Below are 17953 nucleotides of genomic sequence, written 5' to 3' on the forward strand. Positions count from 1 at the left end.
GTTCAAGATGAAACGAGTGAATAAAAGGTAGAGGAAGGCATCAGAAAGAAAAGGGAGCCGAAGCTCCCTTAGAAATGATTATGTCTATTCGCGCTCAGATGCGTATGCGTAAAGCATTTCTAGTGCGATGGTTGCTCCCGCTAGTGCGGTAACATCACTGTGGTCGTATGGAGGCGATACTTCGACAACATCCATACCCACGATATTCATGCCGGCTAAACCACGAATAATTTTCAGCGCTTTGTCTGAGTTCAAGCCACCACAAACTGGTGTACCAGTTCCCGGTGCGAAGGCCGGGTCTAAGCAGTCGATGTCAAAAGTGACATATACTGGCTTGTCTGCGACGGTGCGACGAATTTCTTCTAGGATCTCGTTCACCGACATGTCATTCGCTTGCATCGCATTAATCACATTGAAGCCGTGATCTTGCTGTTTGTACTCCGTACGAATGCCGATTTGTATTGAGTTCTTTGCTGAGATCAAACCTTCTTTCGGCGCATGGTAGAACATCGTACCGTGGTCGTATGAACTGCCATTTGCATAGGTGTCCGTATGAGCATCAAAGTGAATCAACGCCATTTGGCCATGATGCTTCGCATAGGCACGCAGGATAGGTAGCGTAATGAAGTGGTCACCGCCCAATCCCAACATGGTTTTACCACTTTTTAGAATTTCACTGGTTGCCGCTTCAAGGCGGTAAGTAAAATCTTCCGCATCACCGCAATCGAACACGAGATCACCTGCGTCGATCACTTTCAGTTTATCCAATACGTTGAAGTTCCACGGGAACTTCTTACCTTCCCATGCCAAGTTGACTGAGGCACGGCGAATTGCATCTGGACCCATACGCGCACCTGGACGTCCAGATGTTGCCATGTCCAGAGGGACTCCCAACACCACAACGTCTGCGTCTGCCGATACCGGGTTACGAATGTACGGCAGACGTAAAAACGACATAGAGTTGGAGTAAAGCGAATAATCAGTTTTAGTAAACAAATCATTCATATCAGAAGTCCTCTAAATAGGTGTATCCTGCTAGACCTTGTTCTAGTTCTGCTAGGATTTGTGCTTGTTCATTGGCTTCAACTCGCTGTGAAACCAATTGTTTATAATTGTCACGAATCGCATCCACGTCGATATGAACGTAGCGCATCATGTCTTCTACACTATCACCTTCGTTGATGTAACTGATCTCAAATTGACCATGTTCATCAACATTGACTACAGCACTGTGGGTATCACCAAATAGGTTGTGCATGTCACCAAGGATTTCTTGGTATGCGCCTACTAGGAAAAAGCCCATTAGGTACGGTTTGTCTTTGCTCCAAGCTGGTACAGGTAGCGTGCTCTCGATGCCTTGACCATCAACGTAGTGATCGATCGCGCCATCAGAGTCACATGTGATGTCCAACATCACTGCACGACGTTCTTCCGCCTCGCCAAGACCAGAAAGTGGCAGAACAGGGAACACCTGATCAATACCCCAAGCATCTGGTAGAGATTGGAAGAGAGAGAAGTTCACGAAGAACTTATCTGCAAGACGTTCGCTCAACTCGTCCAGAATCGGACGGTGGAAGCGATTCTTAGTGCTCATCTTTCGGCTTAATTCGAAGTAAATGCGTAGTGACAATTGTTCTGCCCACGCACGTTGTTCCAAGTTAAGCACGCCTGTAGCAAATTGAGAGTGCACTTCTGCCAAATCACTTTGGGTATCATTGTAAATCTCAATTAACGCACGAGCGTCTGTACCATCTTGTAAGTTTTCCCAGTTTCGCCACATGTTTTGTAGCAAAAGCGGAGCGTCATCATCAAGCTCATGTACTTCTTCCGGTAGGTACGACTCGGTACCAATTACGTTAGAAATCAATACAGCGTGGTGCGCTGTTAGCGAGCGACCCGATTCCGAAATGATCACTGGCATTGGTTGTTCGTATTGCAGACACACATCGCCCACTGTGTTCACGATATTACGTGCGTATTCTGCAAGGCCGTAGTTCATCGAATTCGATGATTGGCTGCGTGTGCCGTCATAATCCACTGCCAAGCCGCCGCCCACATCGAAGTACTCGATGTTTGCACCGAGTGCGCGTAGTTCGCAGTAGAAACGTGCAGACTCGTTCACACCATTGCGTACATCACGGATGTTTGCCATCTGTGAACCAAGGTGGAAGTGAACCAGTTGCATCGCGTCTAGGTTGCCTTCGCGTTTAAGACGTTCAATAACGCTAAGCACTTGCGATGCTGATAAACCAAACTTCGATTTTTCACCGCCACTTGCTTGCCATTTCCCTGCGCCTTGAGAGGCGAGGCGAATGCGTAAACCAAGGCGCGGTTTTACGCCCAAACTTTTCGCTTCTTCTAGTACCAGATCCAGCTCAGAAAGCTTCTCTAGTACGATGAATACCTTGTGACCCAGCTTTTCACCGATCAGTGCAAGACGCACATACTCACGGTCTTTGTAGCCATTACACACGATTACGGAGCTACCTTGTTGAGCCAATGCAAGTACCGCCAACAATTCTGGCTTGCTACCCGCTTCAAGACCAAGCTGCTTGGTTTCTAGTTGAGCTTGGCTCGCTAGAATTTCATCCACCACTTCACGTTGTTGGTTTACTTTAATTGGGTACACCAACAAGTATTTGTTTGGATATTGGTATTCTTCAATTGCTTGGTTGAATGCGTGGCAAATACCATGCACACGTTGGTGCACGATTTGCGGGAAGCGTACTAATACAGGCAGATTTAACTGCTTCGCTTCTAGCTCATTTACAATAGCGCTGAAAGGGATTTGATGTGCACGATCACTACGTGGTGATACATATACTTCGCCTTGGTCATCAATGCCGTAGAAACCTTGGCTCCAGTAGTGAACGTTGTAGTCCGCGCGGATGCGGTCTAATTTAGTTGCTTTTTCCAACTCGATTCTCACAAAAATGTACTTAACTCCTTAATTAATTAGAAGGAAAAGTACAAAAAAGCAAATCATGAGGTATTTACCTCATACCCTGACACGAACTCCGTGTGCGCGCATTAACGGATAAAAGGGTCCTTGAGTCTAATGATTAAAATCTATCATCTCGATTATGATTTGTTGTCGTCGCTACGTGTGAATATTTGTTTACCGAAGCGTCCATTCTGCTGTTATAGTTGGTCTGACCAGTAAGGGTTCGGTCATGAAGCATCTCACTAAAATAAGGACATATTTTGCAGCTGCACAGAATTCAGGGGTACATTCAGACCATGTATCTCGCCGAATATCCCGATAAATTATTGTTGCTTGATGGTGCCAGTCGAGCAGACATTCCTCATCTTAAAGACTTTATTGAACATCAACTCCATCGTCCTTTTTCTGATCTAAAGTTGGTTGTTGTGACCCACATGCATCCAGACCATGCTGGTGGTGCGCACAAACTACGTGACTTAACAGGATGCAAGCTATTGGCCGCAAAGCGAGAGAACCAGTGGTATAGCGGTGTAGACGGTTGGCTAATGCATTTGACCGATTTGATGTTAGCACGCTGGATGGCGAATCGGATGCGTAAACCAAAGCAAAACCTGTGGTATTCCCGCAAGCTAAAGCCAGATATTGAACTTATTGATGGAGAGTTTATTCCTGGATTTGATGATTGGCAGGTGCTAGAAACACTAGGGCATACCGACCGAGATCTGTCGGTTTATCATTCTGAACAAGATGTACTGTATGTGGCGGATTTAATGGTGCAGGTGAAACAGCATCTGATTGCGCCGTTTCCCATATTTCATCCGAATCAATATCGGCAATCATTAAAGCGTGTGTTTGAGATGAATCCGCAATGTTTGCTTTTGGCACATGGGGGAGAGGTGACTTTGGATGAAAAAGCGTATCAGCACATTTTGAATACAGCGCCGACTAAGCCAATGACGCACTGGCGAGTGACAAAAGTTAAAGCGAAGGGATTGTTGTTTGCGTTATTTCGTAGGAAGTAGGCTAAGATAAAGCCAGACGAGTGATGCTCAACAAAACGTTCGATCACTCATCTGAAGCTACGGGGTTAAGATGCCAATAAGTGAGATTGGCTAGGATCAACGAGCACTTTGTCTGCCATACCCTGACGACCTAACAACATCATGTAAGTCATTTTTTCACGGTTAGTCAACGTAATGTCGATTGGCCATTGTTGGTCGCCCATACGCAGCATCGTTGTGATCACGCAGCGGTGCTCAAAAGTACCGTTAGAAGATTTAACCTTACGGTTTGCTTTTAGTTTCGCTGTGCAGCGAACCACTTGTTCTAAATGGTATACATCTGGGTGCAAATCGAATGCAACATAAGACTGACCATCTTTTTCAAAGCAATCAATATTGTCTACATGTAATGAAGAGGTTTGAGCGCCTGTATCAATACGCGCTTCAAGGTGAGTAATCCCTAACTCTGGCAAGCAAATAGCTTCGGCATTCCCAATGATCATTTTCTGATTCATAGTGTCATCCTAGCGACGAGTAACAAGAGAGCCGGTTTTTGGCTCTCTTGTGCGTTAAACAAAAATCAACCTTTACCGCGAGTACGGTTTGAATTTGGCTTAGCGTTTTTCTCGATAAAATCGAAGATCATACCTGCAATGTTTTTACCCGTTGCTAGTTCGATGCCTTCTAGACCAGGGGAAGAGTTCACTTCCATTACCACTGGGCCATTTTTAGATTGAAGGATATCCACACCACAAAGGTTCAAGCCCATCACTTTCGCTGCATTTACAGCGGTCGCACGCTCTTCTTTGCTCAAACGCACGAGTTGTGCAGAGCCACCACGGTGAAGGTTAGAACGGAACTCGCCTTCTTTTGCTTGGCGCTTCATTGCGGCAATCACCTTATTACCGACAACAAAACAACGGATGTCCGCGCCTTTTGCTTCTTCGATAAATTCTTGCACCATGATGTTAGCTTTCAAACCCATGAAAGCTTCAATCACGCTTTCTGCCGCTTTATTTGTTTCAGCAAGTACAACACCAATGCCTTGAGTGCCTTCTAGCAATTTAATCACTAGAGGTGCGCCACCAACGTTTTTGATCACGTCCTGAATGTTGTCAGGATGGTGAGCAAAGCCAGTGCGTGGCAAACCGATGCCTTTACGTGATAGCAGTTGTAATGAGCGCAACTTGTCACGAGAGCGGCTGATCGCGACAGATTCGTTGACACAAAATGTACCCATCATTTCAAACTGACGTACAACAGCAGTGCCGTAAAACGTAATAGATGCCCCAATACGCGGAATAACAGCATCGTATTGCGGTAATTCTTCACCCTTGTAGCGGATCTTAGGGTTGTTGCTCGTAATGTCCATATAACAGTGAAGCGTGTCGATCACATCGATTTGATGCCCACGTTCTTCACCCGCCTGTTTTAGGCGCATGGTTGAATATAAATTCTCATTACGAGAAAGAATAGCAATACGCATGGCAATTCCTTAGTAAGTCAGTACCAAATTAAAATATAAGTATAGAGCATAGAATGCAGTAGGCAGGTGATCATGTTATGACATAACCTACTTACTTCAACGATTTAGAATTGTGGTTGAACAACCACGTCGTCAGAGGTGCGCACCTTAGGGCGTTTTTTTGTGAGATGAAAACGAAAAAGCATCGTCGACACGACAAAAATATTTTATCGAACGCTCACGCCTTGCGGTATGAGACTGTCAAGGGTGAGATAAATAAAATTGAGCAAAAATTTCATCGCTTTGTCACGAATTATCGCTTAAAAAAGCGGCCAATTTGACCGCTGTTTTTAGCTGTTTTGATAGTGACTTAAAAAAAGTTCCGCCGTTTGGGTAGCTAACAGCCTAGATTCTTCATTCGACAAAGAGGGGCGAATTCCCATTAACTGTGGCCAGAATGCACTGCCTTTAAGTAAGTTGTGCAATTGAGTGCTTGCTATATGTACATCATCAATTTGCAAAGCGCCACTGTTCGATTTCTCAGTAAGCCAGCGGTACAGGGCGGTTTCCTGTTTCGACATTTGTTCTGCTTGTTCTTTGAGATCTTCCGGCTTAAATAAGAAGTGCCCAAATGCCACTTTTGCCAGCTCAATATAGTTTGGTTCCGTTACCACAATGATCTCGCTGTAGAGTAATTCAATCAATTGATCTTTGAGTGGCAGAGTGGCCAAGCGTTTAATATCGCTTTCCATCATTGACGAACGCCAAAGCTCAGTCAGCAACTCCGTCACGATCGCTTCCTTAGAAGGGAAGTGATTATAGACCGTGCGCTTAGAGACTTGTGCGATTGCAGAGAGCTTATCCATGCTGGTGTTTTGCACCCCAAACTCTTGGAACGCTTGCCTTGCCGCGCACAAGATGGCTTCTCTTTTGGTTTCGCTACGACTTTTTCTTTTTACATTCATAAGCTTGCTAAGTTAAGAAGATCATTTCTTGATCTATTTTACACTAAGTAGTTTACTTTTGATAATTAGAATGTAAACTGCACCGTGTAGTTTACTTTTGTTCGGGTTAACTTTTTATGAAAAAAACTTTGCTAGCCACAGTAGGAGCGTTCGCGATGGGTACATCAATGATTTCTTGTTCTAATGTTGATACTGAAAAAGCGCCAACATACCCGGACAAATTTGCAAATACAGAGTTGGAATACAAAAGCGGTTTGGGCGACATGTTCGAAATCATGAAAGCGTATTTTACGACTGAGCGCCTTAACCCAACACCAACGATTGAAATTCCAGTGCATGTGATCACAGCGCGGCAACTGTTAGAAGAGCAAGATGACGTCATCTATCGTCTGGGTCACTCAAGCGTATTAATGAAGCTCGATGGAAAACTGGTGATGACTGACCCTGTATTCAGTGATCGCGCGTCTCCTGTACAATGGGCAGGGCCAAAACGCTTTCACCAAACCCCCATCACGATAGAAGATCTGCCAACTATCGATGTGGTGGTGATCAGTCATGACCATTACGATCACCTAGATAAAGCTTCTATTAAAGTGCTAGGCGACAAGGTGGGCACTTTCTTGGTGCCGTTAAAAGTTGGCCAATTACTGGTGAATTGGGGTGTACCCAAAGAGAAAGTGATCGAACTAGACTGGTGGGAGTCACACTCTGTTGACGGCATTGAATATACACTAACTCCGACTCAGCATTTCTCTGGTCGAGGTTTGACAGACCGCGATACGACGCTGTGGGGCAGTTGGGTTATCAATGCACAACAACACAAAGTGTTCTTCAGTGGTGACTCTGGTTACTTCAATGGCTTTAAAGAGATTGGCGAAAAGTACGGTCCATTTGACTTCACCATGATTGAAACAGGTGCGTACAATGAACTCTGGTCAGACATTCACATGTTCCCAGAGCAAAGCGTTCAAGCACACATCGATGTGCAGGGCAAAGTTATGATGCCGATCCATAACAGCACGTTTGATTTATCGATGCACGATTGGAATGAACCGATGCAACGCGCGTTAGACATCAGTGAAGAGCGCGGTGTAACGTTAGTTAGCCCTGAGATCGGTCAACGCTTGGCGATTGCGGAGCCTCAGCCTGCTCAGGCATGGTGGCAATAATTGCTGAACTAAACAGCCAAACACCAGAATAGTTAAGTCACTTATCAGTAGTTACTATTAGTAGTTACGTGGTCAGGGATAAGGATAAAGGTGCGATGAAAGCAAAGTGGACGTTGTTACTTACATTAAGCATTCTGCCGACCTTTGCACTAGCAGGGGTAGAGCAAGATATCTCGACGTTGATAAAACGAGTTGAGCAATCCTCTTGCACCTTTATCCGCAACGGCAAGGCGTACACTAATCAAGAAGCGGCAGAACACATGCGCAATAAATGGGATTACGCCAAAGATGACGTTGATTCCGTGGATGTGTTTATAAAAGAGGTCGCGTCAAAGAGCTGGTTATCTGGCAAACCATATTGGGTGGATTGCCAAGAGGAACGCATTACCAGCGAAGAGTGGCTAACATCATTGATGCGCGCCACCGATCACATCCAATAACACTTCTTTGATGGTCTGATAGCGCAGAGGTAGAGCACGACTGCGCTTACGAACTAGAAATAGCTCTTCACATACAGTGTTTTTCAATTGAGCAATGTGTAACGTGTCTTTTAGCGGAAAATTGTCGACCGCACTTTGAGGCAGCACGGTGAAGCCAAGTCCTTTGCTGACAGGCAGCAAAATTTGGCTCAATTGATTTACGTAGCCGGATAATGGTAAATCGCTCATCTTAATTTCTTGGAGCTGTGGTTCTTCACATTGGTCAAAAAAAAGTGTCATGTAATGCTCGGCATCAGGGTGGCTAATGACACCACAGTCATGCAAGAGTTGTGGCGTTATCTGCTTATTTTGATAATGCTTTGGCAGAACCAAGCACAACCTCTCTTTACCAATTCGCTCACTGTGAAACAGACCTTTGTTGGGAACATCAGTCACGATACCAATATCGATGTGCCCTTGCGTTATGGCGTTGAGAATAGATTGATTTGGCGCGGCTTCTAAATGTAACGATAAGCTCGGGTGCTGTTTTTGCTTCTCCAAAATGGGCCCATACAACATTAACGCCATTGCACCAGAACAAGCCAGTTTACAGTGGCCTGAAAACGCATCATCAAAACTGAGCTCTTCGAGCAGCTTCTTCTCTCTATCTTCTAACTCGAGCGCATATGCGTAGACAATCCTGCCTTGCTCGGTTAATTCGAAGCTTTTGTTTTCGCGCTTGATCAAGGCATGCTGACAACTTTGCTCTAATTTTTTGATGTGTTGGCTGACGCCAGGCTGAGTCATAAAAAGTTTTTCTGCCGTTTGCGTAAAATGACCGACTTCAATCAATGTCTTAAATGTATGTAACCAAACAGGATTAAGCATAGTGTGTGATTTTCTGAGAGCTTTGTTGGGAGACGTAAAGAAAATGATAGCACGGTGTTTTATGAAAACAGAGAAGACTTAAACGATAAAGATGAATCGCTATCAATACATTACAGACAAAATAAAACCCCGCCTGGTTTCCCAGACGGGGCTTATTCTTTTTCGCAGCAATCCAGCTACTAATAGGTGCTCCCTGCATCTATCCTTGATTGTGGCTAAGTCCTTTAACCGAGTTCCTTGTTCATCGCCTTCCTAGCGGTGTCCATTCTTGCCTATCATCCTGACGGGCGAACTCTATCCTAGAGCTTAACTACATCCTTGCTGACAACTCATCCTAAGCTATCAAATCTTCATCCTGAAGATACCCAATCCTTTAGGCTTTTTTCCTGTTCCCGCCAACATCCTGTCGACAAATTGAGTATTGATGTTTTGCTGATTTGACTCAATTAACTTTTCTAAATTATTTTTACTTATTATTTTAAGTGAATTTAAATATTACTTTTAAATCATATATTTAATGTTTTTTCTGGCATTGCTCTTAGAGGTGATTAATCTATTTGCTTACAACTCTTGTAAGAGATCTCGCACAAGTTTGGTGGTGAATGTATTAATGTGCGCTTTTTGTTCCGAGTTCTGTGGATTGAACTGGATCACAATGCGTTAAAAGGGAGACGATAAAGATGAAAGTGAATTGATCTTGAGTAGAGATTTGTTTGAAAAGAAATAAAAATTCTTGCGGTTTTTATAAACAGTATGGTAAATCTGAAATGCCCACCTTGTTAATCCTTATTAAGATTCAATGACAGTATAAGTAGGGAACTTGATTGCCATTTTTCTGTCATATCTGGTGAGTAAGTTAACCGTGTCAGATAGATAATATGCCGTTTGCCAGTAAAAACAGGCTGCAAGAAACCGGTATTTATCATTATGTTGTGAAATATGTCACGGTTAAATGATTGATTCCCTTATAGATTGAAGGGGATACGACCTTAGACAATAAGCTCCATGAGGAGCGTTACTTATATAAGATGAGGGACTTTACTATGAAAAAGACTAGAAGAGCTCAGCTACATCGTGTGCGTATTCAATACTGGAAAGACACGAAAGACGCCCCAGCTAAAAAATCATAGTTAATTATACCTAAAGGCACGAGCTGGCTGTGGAACACAGTTTCCCGTTGATTGCCAGCTCAAAAACACCACAATCACATTCACTCCGCGCAACTTCCCAAACCCCTATTTTTACTATCGCATTCTTCAAAAAATAAAAAAGCCAGTCTTAAGACCAGCTTTCTCTACCATTTACTGAGCTCTGCGTATTACAGGTTGCCCTTTAGTTACAGGTAGTTGGCGTCAACTAGTTCGCCCGCTTGCGCGCTTTTCACTTCTGGACGTGCTTCTAACCATTTAATAACTTGCGCTTTCTGTTCTTCAGTCGCACTGCCGTAACGGTCAGTAGAACATAGGAAGCCTTCAAACAGTTCTAGACCACCGCCACCGAAGCAAAGACCAAGCTCGTCAATGTAGTCGATAAAGTCATCAACGAATGCATCGTAACGGTCGAAGTCGTTAATGTCTGTTTCACAGCTGATCTCGAAACCTAGGATTGCGAACTCACCTAAGAACAGCTTTTTACGGATACGACGGCTCTTGTTATCGATCTTGTCTAATTTCATGATTATCTCTCGTAGATGATTTGATTTCGTACACCTTATACCTTCTATCACACTTTAGCCCAAGTAAAATCAGAATGAAGCGATACAGTTGGTGATTATGTGACCAGAATTTAATTGCTTCGTTAGCTGTGTTGGTTGGTTTGCAGTATTGTTGAAACACAAGTTTCATATGTTTTAAGCACTTTTGTCATTTTTCTTATCCAAACTTCTTGCCGTTCAACTAATCACTTATTTATTAATTAAACTATAAGATCGGGAAAGTAAAAATGAGCAAGGAAACCTTTGACGCGACGCGTTATAACCAAAGTGAAAACAAACCATTTGAAGAAGTATTAGAAGCGAGCCTATCTCGACGCAGCATTCTGAAAGGTGGTTTAGGTATCAGTGCGATGACAGCGTTTGGTGCTTTCGGATTGGCTGGTTGTAACTCGTCTGACTCAGGGAGTACAGTAAGCAGTGGTTCGGGCGCATCTAAAGCCGTTCTTAACTTTGAATCTATCCCTGGCTCACTCACTGACGCAGTTTCAATTCCACAAGGCTACACCGCACAAGTACTAGTACCTTGGGGAACACCACTTAATGCGCAAGGCAGCGCATGGCAAAATGATGGTACCAACACCAGTACCGATCAGTTAAATGCGCTAGGCATGCACCATGACGGCATGCATTTTTTCCCATTGAACGATAGTACTACAGATGGCTTGCTATGTATTAACCACGAGTACATCGACACATCAGCACTGCATCCAAATGGTCCGACGGTTGAAAATGGCGTACGTACCATTGTAGATGAAGTGCGTAAAGAGATTAACGCGCACGGTGTGTCAGTGGTTCGCATTCAACTGGAAGACAACATGTGGAAGTTGGTTGATACCGACCCACTAAACCGTCGTTATACTGGTGCGACAGTCATGGATTTGTCTGGCCCGGTGGCCTACACATCTTTAACTGTCACTCGTTTCTCACCAGATGGCAGCCAAGCGCGTGGTACGTTAAACAACTGTGGCAACGGCTACACGCCGTGGGGCACGTACTTAACGTGTGAAGAGAACTGGCCTGGTTACTTTGTTAACGCCGGGACTCGTACAGAAGAGCAAGATCGCATTGGTGTTGATGACCAAAGCACACGCTACTTGTGGGAGACATTAGCAGGAAATGCAGAAGAGCGTCTTGATGAGTTCTCTCGCTTTAATGTGGCTCCAACAGGAGCAAGTGCGATGGATGATTACCGTAATGAAGCCAATGGTCACGGTTACATTGTCGAGATTGACCCTTACACGCAAAACTCACGTGCGAAGAAACGTACTGCGCTAGGTCGTTTCCGTCACGAGGGCTGTACTTTCGGTAAGCTTGAAGAAGGCAAACCAGTGGTATTTTATTCTGGTCACGATTCTCGCTTTGAGTACCTATACAAATTTGAATCTGCGGCAGCGTGGGATCCAGCAGATGCTAACCCTGATAACCGCTTGGCGATGGGTGACAAGTACATGGACGAAGGCACACTGTATGTGGCGCGCTTCAATGAAGACAGCACAGGTACTTGGTTACCATTAACGCTTGATAGCGTAACAACCGCTGGTGGTACATTAGCGGATCACTTTGATTCACTGGCTGAAATTATCATCAATACTGCGGGTGCGGCGGATTTAGTTGGGGCAACACCAATGGATCGACCAGAGTGGTGTACGGTTGATCCATTCACGGGTTCAGTATATTTAACATTGACGAACAATACGCGCCGTACAGATGAAACCAATCCTGCGAATCCACGTTTGAATAATAAGTTTGGTCATGTTATTCGTTGGGATGAAGGTGCTTCAGCAACTGACTTTAATTGGGATATCTTTGTGTTTGGTTCGCCAGCAAATGGTGATGCAGATACCAACCGTTCTGGCTTGAATGAGTTAAACCAGTTTGCGAGTCCAGACGGATTAGCGTTTGATGGCCGTGGTATTTTGTGGATTCAGACTGATAACGGCGCAGATGAAGTTACATCTTACACCAATGATCAAATGTTGGCTGTTGTGCCATCTAAGCTAACAGATGAGAATGGTGATCAAGCTGTGATTGGTGCGGATAATCAAGCTGAATTGAAACGCTTCTTTGTCGGACCAAATGGTTGTGAAGTAACAGGCTTTACCATCAGCCCTGATTACAAATCATTGTTTGTGAATATTCAGCACCCAGGCAACTGGCCATACAGTGAAGATGCAGCCGAAGAAACGCCTGCTGGTGTTTCTGTGCGCCCACGAGCGGCGACAGTGGTTATTCGCCGTGAAGACGGTGGAGAGATTGCAGTTTAATCTCTAAATGAATAAACACCTTAAAATTCAAGCCCTGCAATTGCAGGGCTTGATGGTTTAGGCGAATGCCTAGTTGCACTTTGTACCTAAACAACAGGCTTAGCTTTTCAATGAACCGCCTGAAGTACGAATCACGTCTTGATACCAGAAAAAGCTTTTCTTACGTTTACGTTCTAGCGTTCCTTGCCCATCATCATGACGATCGACATAGATAAAGCCGTAACGTTTGCTCATCTCAGCGGTTGAGTTCGCGACCAAATCGATTGGTCCCCAACTGGTGAAGCCCATCAGCTCAACGCCATCCAAAATTGCTTCATATGCTTGTACAAGATGGTCGTTCAAGTAAGCGATGCGGTAATCATCTTGAATCTCACCGTTTTCATCGATTTCATCACGTGCACCTAAGCCGTTTTCTACGACGAACAGTGGCTTTTGGTAGCGATCGTGAAGGAAGTTCAGCAGAATGCGCAGGCCTTTTGGATCGATCAACCAACCCCACTGGCTCTTTTCAAGGTATGGGTTTGGTACGCTATCGACAATGTTACCCACTTCCTTCTGTTTCGGGTCTGCACTTGCACAGCCACTTGCGTAGTAGCTGAATGAGATGAAATCGACACTTGCCGATGCAATTTCTTCTAAGTCGCCTGCTTCCATCTGAATTTCGATACCGTTTTCACGGAAGTAACGCTTCATGTAGCCAGGGTACTGACCACGTGTTTGCACATCACCGAAGAACAACCACTTGTTGTTTTCATGCATTGCTGCCAGCACGTCATCAGGATTACAGGTGTATGGGTAGTTGATTGCGCCAAGCAGCATGTTACCAATCTTGCCGTTTGGTACGATTTGCTGACACAGTTTTACCGCTTTTGCGTTTGCGACTAGCTGGTGGTGAATCGCTTGGTAAATCTCTTGTTCATTGGCGTCTTCTTGCAAACCAACACCAGTAAATGGTGCGTGTAGAGACATGTTGATTTCGTTGAACGTTAACCACAGCTTCACTTTGTCTTTGTAGCGTTCCAGCACTGTGCGAGCATAACGTTCGAAGAATTCGATGACGCGACGATCGCCCCAACCGCCATAGTTTTCAACCAGTGCGTAAGGCATTTCGTAGTGAGATAAGGTCACGAAAGGTTGGATGTTGTGCTCGGCAAGTTCGTCAAAAATTTTATCGTAGAACGCCAAACCTTCTTCGTTAGGTTCTAGTTCGTCCCCGTTCGGGAAGATGCGGCTCCATGCCAAAGAGAGACGCAGACAGTTAAAGCCCATCTCTTTGAACAGCGCGATGTCTTCTGGGTAGCGATTGTAGAAGTCGATCGCCACGTCTTTGATACCCGGTGTACGCTCTTCACGGGTTTGATGCGGACTCAAAATACCGTTTGGCAGCATGTCTGATGTCGATAACCCTTTACCCCCAAGGTTGTACGCCCCTTCTACTTGGTTTGCAGCAATGGCACCACCCCAAAGAAAATGTTCAGGAAACTTAATCATGCTTCTCACTCTTTATATTTAGGAAATGTTTGTGGATTTATTGCTTGAGAATAGTGTAGGAGACACCTCGATACTTGTATCGAGATCGTATTTTTATCAGTTCATCACCAAACGTCAGTAATGATAAACATTGATATATAGGATGGTTGTTAACAATGCCAACCTAAGTGAATTTAGATTGGCATTCATATTCAAAACGTAAATGCTAAATTCGCCGCCGCACCAAACTGGTTATCGCCAGCGTAAGAGCCAGCTAGGTCTAAACTGATCACATCAAAAGGACTGATGCCAATGCCACCTGTCACTGAGTTATCGAGATTATTTTCTAGGTCAATTTCATAACCAGCGCGAAGTTGTGCCCACCCCCAAGCATTCCCCTCGATACCGACACGAATAAACTGAGTGTCATCGTCGAGCTCTTTAAAGCGCTTTTGTCTGGTGAGATCGGCGTCTAAGCTCAGAGCTACATAGTTCCCGACATAACCGATGCCAACTGTCGCTTGTGGTGTGAGTTCGTAGGTATAGTTGCCCAGTTTTGTTTCAATATCTTGCTCGAAGACGTCTTTTAATGAAAGGCCTGCTCTAAATGCGTTGTGATACCAAGCGACCCCAAGATCCATATTGAAAGTATTCTTTGATACTTCACTTTTGTCGTAATCCTCGATATCAAAGTCGTCTAGTGTTGTACGTTGTGTGTAGGTTTTAAGTTGTTGGTATTTTGGTGTAATACCAAATGCGAATTGTTGTTCGCCTATAGTGTAAGCACGAGATAGAGCAATACCATATTCCACATTACCGAAAGCAGCTAGGTTAACGGCAGAATTGAGGTATCGATCTGCGGTGTTTGTTGAATCTGAGATATCGGGTGCAGCAAGTATCTCCACATAACCAGTGCTAAACAGGTTTACAGACATGTAGCGAGTCGGAATAGCAATTGCGAGGCTTAGCCCTCCGTTAATGACAACTGGTACGCTCTTATCCAGCTGATCGAGGAGGCGATTAAGCTCGGCCTCGTTCGCTGGAGTAGGAATGCCCTGAATACTATCATAAAGGTCTTGGGCGTCATCTACGGCTGACAACGCTTCATCCTCGTCGTGGATATTTACCCCGACAGCCGGAATGAGCAGACCGATATCATCATTTTCTCGATAGAGTGCACCCAAGGCTGGGTTATGTAGGGGCGCGGTCAAATAGTCAGCAGAAACGACGCCTGTATTTCCCATACCATGACTTCGAGCGTCGGCAGCGTAAGGTGCAGAAAAAGCGTGAGGTGATAATACAAAAAGCGCTCCTGCTGCAGCTAAAGTTATTTTTCTCATAACGCATCCATTCTTACTTTAAAATAATTACTTATCATTAAATTAGACGGTGGGAGCTAAAACTGGTGTCAACCACCAAAAAAATTGTTCTGATGAATGGTATGTGGCGATTCATCAAGTTAAGCGTAGGTTAGGCAACTCGCTTTATAAAGTTGAACAGGATTTATATTGCTCTCTTATTGAGAGAAAAGGATTGAGAGATGGGAGAAGTTAGGTCAGCTTCGGTGAGGAGCGAGTTTAAATACTAAGATGAAGGACATTCCTTCAGTAGTGTTGAGCTGTGCGCTGACTTTCCCTTGCATATCACGCATATTGTTGGCCGTAATCGCTAAACCCAGCCCCAATCCTTCACCAATTTTCTTTGAGGTTTGGAAGGGTTCGAACATGGATTCAAGCATCTCATTCGACACGCCACAGCCATTGTCACTGACGATCAGTTCGACCTGATTAACAGTTGGATTGACGATCAAGTTGAGCTGCGGGTTGGTGGTGTTGTTCATTGCGTCTAGCGCATTCGAGACAAGATTACCGAGCACCTGAAGCAGTCGTTGTTCTTCACCCATGATGTTAGGTAAGTCATGAGGAACCCGAACACGCACATCCACCTTATCTAATTGGGATTGATAGACGCGCAAGGTCTCTTCGAGTGCGGAGGTAAGAGAAATCGCTTGTAGGCTTTCTGGTTTGTTATAGGCGAACGTCTTTAACTGGCTGGTCATGCTTGCCATGCGATCAATCAGCTTCTGCACCAATACGTTGTTGGCTTTCATCATCTCGGTTTCGCCACGTTCTGCTAACAGTTCGTTTGTTGTGAGCAAGGTACGTAAGCCCGTCAGTGGCTGATTGAGCTCATGAGTAATCGCGCTCGACATGCGACCCAAGGCGGCCATTTTGCTCGATTCAATTAATTGGTTTTGCGCTTCTTTTAGCGCTTGAGTACGCTCTTCTACCCGTTGCGCCAGTTCTTGGTTGACCTGTTGCAGCGATTGCTCGGCTTTTTTCCGCTTACTGATGTCTATGATCGTGGCAAGGAAATACTGCTCGCCATGCCAAGGGAAACTGGTTAGCGAGAACAGGACAGGGAAGACGCTTCCGTCACTGCGTCTGGCAATGGTTTCGACCGTGCTGATCTCTGCGAGCTCTTTATGTTTAGGTAAGTCCTTGAGCAACTTAAGTGTGGTGGAATTAGGATTGCCTGCATCGAATAACTCCCAAGCAAAAGCATGTCGATTGACGCTTTCTGGTAAACAGAATAAACGCTTCGCCATTGGGTTGAGATCGAACAGTTGCCCTTGTTCATCAATCAATAGCAAACCAACGTGGGTCTTATTGATCATCTGTTTCAAGCGGCGTTGAGACTCTTCTAACAGAGCTTGAATTCTTTGTTGGTTGATGTGCTTTTGGCGGCGTTGTAAGCCAATAATGACGAGTAGTATAACCAATAAGAGTAGCGCTGCTACGCTCCAACCAATCACGTTGATGGTTTGTTGAATCGGCTGAGAAGGGGTGAGGTAGCTGACGTACCAATTCAAATCATCCAATTTAACGGTGTGCGCAAAATAGCGTTGCTGGTTGAGCGTCCACACACTGATGTTGGTGTTGTCGTATAAGCGCTGCGTTTCTAACTGAACGGCGTTGCTCGGTTCGTTAAACCAGTCTGCGTTATAGAGCGAGCTGCTTGATAGGAAAAAGCGTTGCTGGCGATTTTGCAACGTAATGATGTCTTGGCTAGTGATAGTCTGTTCGGTCAACAGACTGAGGTTGATTTGCACCACTACAATGCCTGCGATATCCAGACCGTCGTAGATAGGGGCTGCAAGATAATACAACGGGCTCGAACCTTTGGTTTTGTTCACCAAGGAAACACCGCCGCCTTGATTGTGAATTTGTTCCACAATGGCTTTTCGGTCAGACAGGCTAAAGCGCTCTTCGATCAAACTCGATACCAATACTTCGCCAGAGTTAGACAGGATTAGCCAACCTTCCGTATTGGCGGCTTTATCTAGCTGAGTCAGTTGGGTTTGCAATGGCTCGTAATAAGTCCGGTTTCCTTTCACAAACGCGATGGTTTCTGGGTTATTGGTGACGAGGTAAGGTAAGTGGTAGAAGCGTTTGAGTGCACGGCGAACTTCACCAATATAGTCGAGTAGTTTTTGTTGAGCTTCGGTTTGAGTTTGTACACTCAACCACTGACGGGCAACCTCTCTGCTGGCGCTATAGCAAGACAACATCAGCACTGCCGCAATTGCGACTACAAGCCATGTTTTGCCATTCCTTTTGCGCTGCATACTGACTCCATTCAGCTAGTGCGTTC

The 17953-nt window shown here is 44.9% G+C and carries 14 protein-coding genes; 4 read left to right on the top strand and 10 right to left on the bottom strand.

Going from position 1 to position 17953, the window contains the following annotated elements; translation table 11 throughout:
- Window positions 1–84 precede the first annotated feature (84 nt).
- A complete protein-coding gene (gene speB / locus R7Q38_RS00145; RefSeq protein ID WP_213874395.1) occupies window positions 85–1005 on the bottom strand; it encodes an agmatinase in 921 nt (306 codons plus the stop codon).
- 1 nt (window position 1006) lies between these two features.
- Window positions 1007–2917, bottom strand: coding sequence for an arginine decarboxylase (gene speA / locus R7Q38_RS00150; RefSeq protein ID WP_033906546.1), 1911 nt, complete (start codon window positions 2915–2917; stop codon window positions 1007–1009).
- Between the two features lie 323 nt (window positions 2918–3240).
- On the opposite strand from speA, the gene R7Q38_RS00155 reads away from it, so the two are divergent.
- Window positions 3241–3966 carry an MBL fold metallo-hydrolase gene (locus R7Q38_RS00155; protein WP_161441194.1) on the top strand — a complete coding sequence of 242 codons (726 nt, stop codon included), beginning with the start codon at window positions 3241–3243 and terminating at the stop codon, window positions 3964–3966.
- Between the two features lie 65 nt (window positions 3967–4031).
- Here R7Q38_RS00155 and R7Q38_RS00160 read toward each other — a convergent pair whose 3' ends face one another.
- The 3 genes from R7Q38_RS00160 to R7Q38_RS00170 form a co-directional block, all read right to left on the bottom strand.
- Window positions 4032–4460: an ATP-dependent zinc protease gene (locus tag R7Q38_RS00160; RefSeq protein WP_005384193.1), complete on the bottom strand. Its 429-nt coding sequence runs from the start codon at window positions 4458–4460 to the stop codon at window positions 4032–4034.
- 65 nt (window positions 4461–4525) lie between these two features.
- Window positions 4526–5431, bottom strand: coding sequence for a 30S ribosomal protein S6--L-glutamate ligase (rimK, locus tag R7Q38_RS00165; RefSeq protein ID WP_005374224.1), 906 nt, complete (start codon window positions 5429–5431; stop codon window positions 4526–4528).
- A 329-nt stretch (window positions 5432–5760) separates the two neighbouring features.
- Window positions 5761–6375, bottom strand: coding sequence for a TetR/AcrR family transcriptional regulator (locus tag R7Q38_RS00170; protein WP_025768062.1), 615 nt, complete (start codon window positions 6373–6375; stop codon window positions 5761–5763).
- Between the two features lie 155 nt (window positions 6376–6530).
- On the opposite strand from R7Q38_RS00170, the gene R7Q38_RS00175 reads away from it, so the two are divergent.
- Window positions 6531–7544 carry an MBL fold metallo-hydrolase gene (locus R7Q38_RS00175; protein WP_053349394.1) on the top strand — a complete coding sequence of 338 codons (1014 nt, stop codon included), beginning with the start codon at window positions 6531–6533 and terminating at the stop codon, window positions 7542–7544.
- A 95-nt stretch (window positions 7545–7639) separates the two neighbouring features.
- On the top strand, window positions 7640–7984 hold the full coding sequence (locus tag R7Q38_RS00180) for a DUF5329 family protein (protein ID WP_033906240.1): 345 nt from the start codon (window positions 7640–7642) through the stop codon (window positions 7982–7984).
- On the opposite strand, the gene R7Q38_RS00185 is transcribed toward R7Q38_RS00180, so the two are convergent.
- Together R7Q38_RS00185 and R7Q38_RS00190 are read right to left on the bottom strand one after the other, a co-directional pair.
- Window positions 7952–8851 carry a LysR family transcriptional regulator gene (locus R7Q38_RS00185; protein WP_005384184.1) on the bottom strand — a complete coding sequence of 300 codons (900 nt, stop codon included), beginning with the start codon at window positions 8849–8851 and terminating at the stop codon, window positions 7952–7954. The two genes, R7Q38_RS00180 and R7Q38_RS00185, sit on opposite strands and share 33 nt — an antisense overlap.
- Before the next feature lie 1336 nt (window positions 8852–10187).
- Window positions 10188–10526 carry a YggL family protein gene (locus tag R7Q38_RS00190; protein ID WP_005374208.1) on the bottom strand — a complete coding sequence of 113 codons (339 nt, stop codon included), beginning with the start codon at window positions 10524–10526 and terminating at the stop codon, window positions 10188–10190.
- A gap of 266 nt (window positions 10527–10792) precedes the next feature.
- On the opposite strand from R7Q38_RS00190, the gene R7Q38_RS00195 reads away from it, so the two are divergent.
- The gene (locus R7Q38_RS00195) at window positions 10793–12829 is read left to right on the top strand and encodes a PhoX family protein (protein ID WP_213893597.1); all 2037 of its coding nucleotides are present in this window, start codon (window positions 10793–10795) and stop codon (window positions 12827–12829) included.
- A gap of 99 nt (window positions 12830–12928) precedes the next feature.
- On the opposite strand, the gene R7Q38_RS00200 is transcribed toward R7Q38_RS00195, so the two are convergent.
- The 3 genes from R7Q38_RS00200 to R7Q38_RS00210 form a co-directional block, all read right to left on the bottom strand.
- Window positions 12929–14320 carry a glycoside hydrolase family 1 protein gene (locus R7Q38_RS00200; RefSeq protein WP_239938519.1) on the bottom strand — a complete coding sequence of 464 codons (1392 nt, stop codon included), beginning with the start codon at window positions 14318–14320 and terminating at the stop codon, window positions 12929–12931.
- Between the two features lie 191 nt (window positions 14321–14511).
- A complete protein-coding gene (locus R7Q38_RS00205; RefSeq protein WP_239938520.1) occupies window positions 14512–15639 on the bottom strand; it encodes a conjugal transfer protein TraF in 1128 nt (375 codons plus the stop codon).
- Window positions 15640–15854: 215 nt separating this feature from the next.
- Window positions 15855–17927, bottom strand: coding sequence for a sensor histidine kinase (locus R7Q38_RS00210; RefSeq protein WP_167415767.1), 2073 nt, complete (start codon window positions 17925–17927; stop codon window positions 15855–15857).
- Window positions 17928–17953: the final 26 nt, after the last annotated feature.

The organism is Vibrio sp. Vb0598, from assembly GCF_033338935.1.
Classification (GTDB): domain Bacteria; phylum Pseudomonadota; class Gammaproteobacteria; order Enterobacterales; family Vibrionaceae; genus Vibrio; species Vibrio alginolyticus.

Coding starts and splice junctions, on each gene's coding strand:
- speB (WP_213874395.1), bottom strand. CDS start 1,005: ATGAATGATTTGTTTACTAAAACTGATTATTCGCTTTACTCCAACTCT.
- R7Q38_RS00155 (WP_161441194.1), top strand. CDS start 3,241: ATGTATCTCGCCGAATATCCCGATAAATTATTGTTGCTTGATGGTGCC.
- R7Q38_RS00160 (WP_005384193.1), bottom strand. CDS start 4,460: ATGAATCAGAAAATGATCATTGGGAATGCCGAAGCTATTTGCTTGCCA.
- rimK (WP_005374224.1), bottom strand. CDS start 5,431: ATGCGTATTGCTATTCTTTCTCGTAATGAGAATTTATATTCAACCATG.
- R7Q38_RS00170 (WP_025768062.1), bottom strand. CDS start 6,375: ATGAATGTAAAAAGAAAAAGTCGTAGCGAAACCAAAAGAGAAGCCATC.
- R7Q38_RS00175 (WP_053349394.1), top strand. CDS start 6,531: ATGGGTACATCAATGATTTCTTGTTCTAATGTTGATACTGAAAAAGCG.
- R7Q38_RS00180 (WP_033906240.1), top strand. CDS start 7,640: ATGAAAGCAAAGTGGACGTTGTTACTTACATTAAGCATTCTGCCGACC.
- R7Q38_RS00185 (WP_005384184.1), bottom strand. CDS start 8,851: ATGCTTAATCCTGTTTGGTTACATACATTTAAGACATTGATTGAAGTC.
- R7Q38_RS00190 (WP_005374208.1), bottom strand. CDS start 10,526: ATGAAATTAGACAAGATCGATAACAAGAGCCGTCGTATCCGTAAAAAG.
- R7Q38_RS00195 (WP_213893597.1), top strand. CDS start 10,793: ATGAGCAAGGAAACCTTTGACGCGACGCGTTATAACCAAAGTGAAAAC.
- R7Q38_RS00200 (WP_239938519.1), bottom strand. CDS start 14,320: ATGATTAAGTTTCCTGAACATTTTCTTTGGGGTGGTGCCATTGCTGCA.
- R7Q38_RS00205 (WP_239938520.1), bottom strand. CDS start 15,639: ATGAGAAAAATAACTTTAGCTGCAGCAGGAGCGCTTTTTGTATTATCA.
- R7Q38_RS00210 (WP_167415767.1), bottom strand. CDS start 17,927: ATGCAGCGCAAAAGGAATGGCAAAACATGGCTTGTAGTCGCAATTGCG.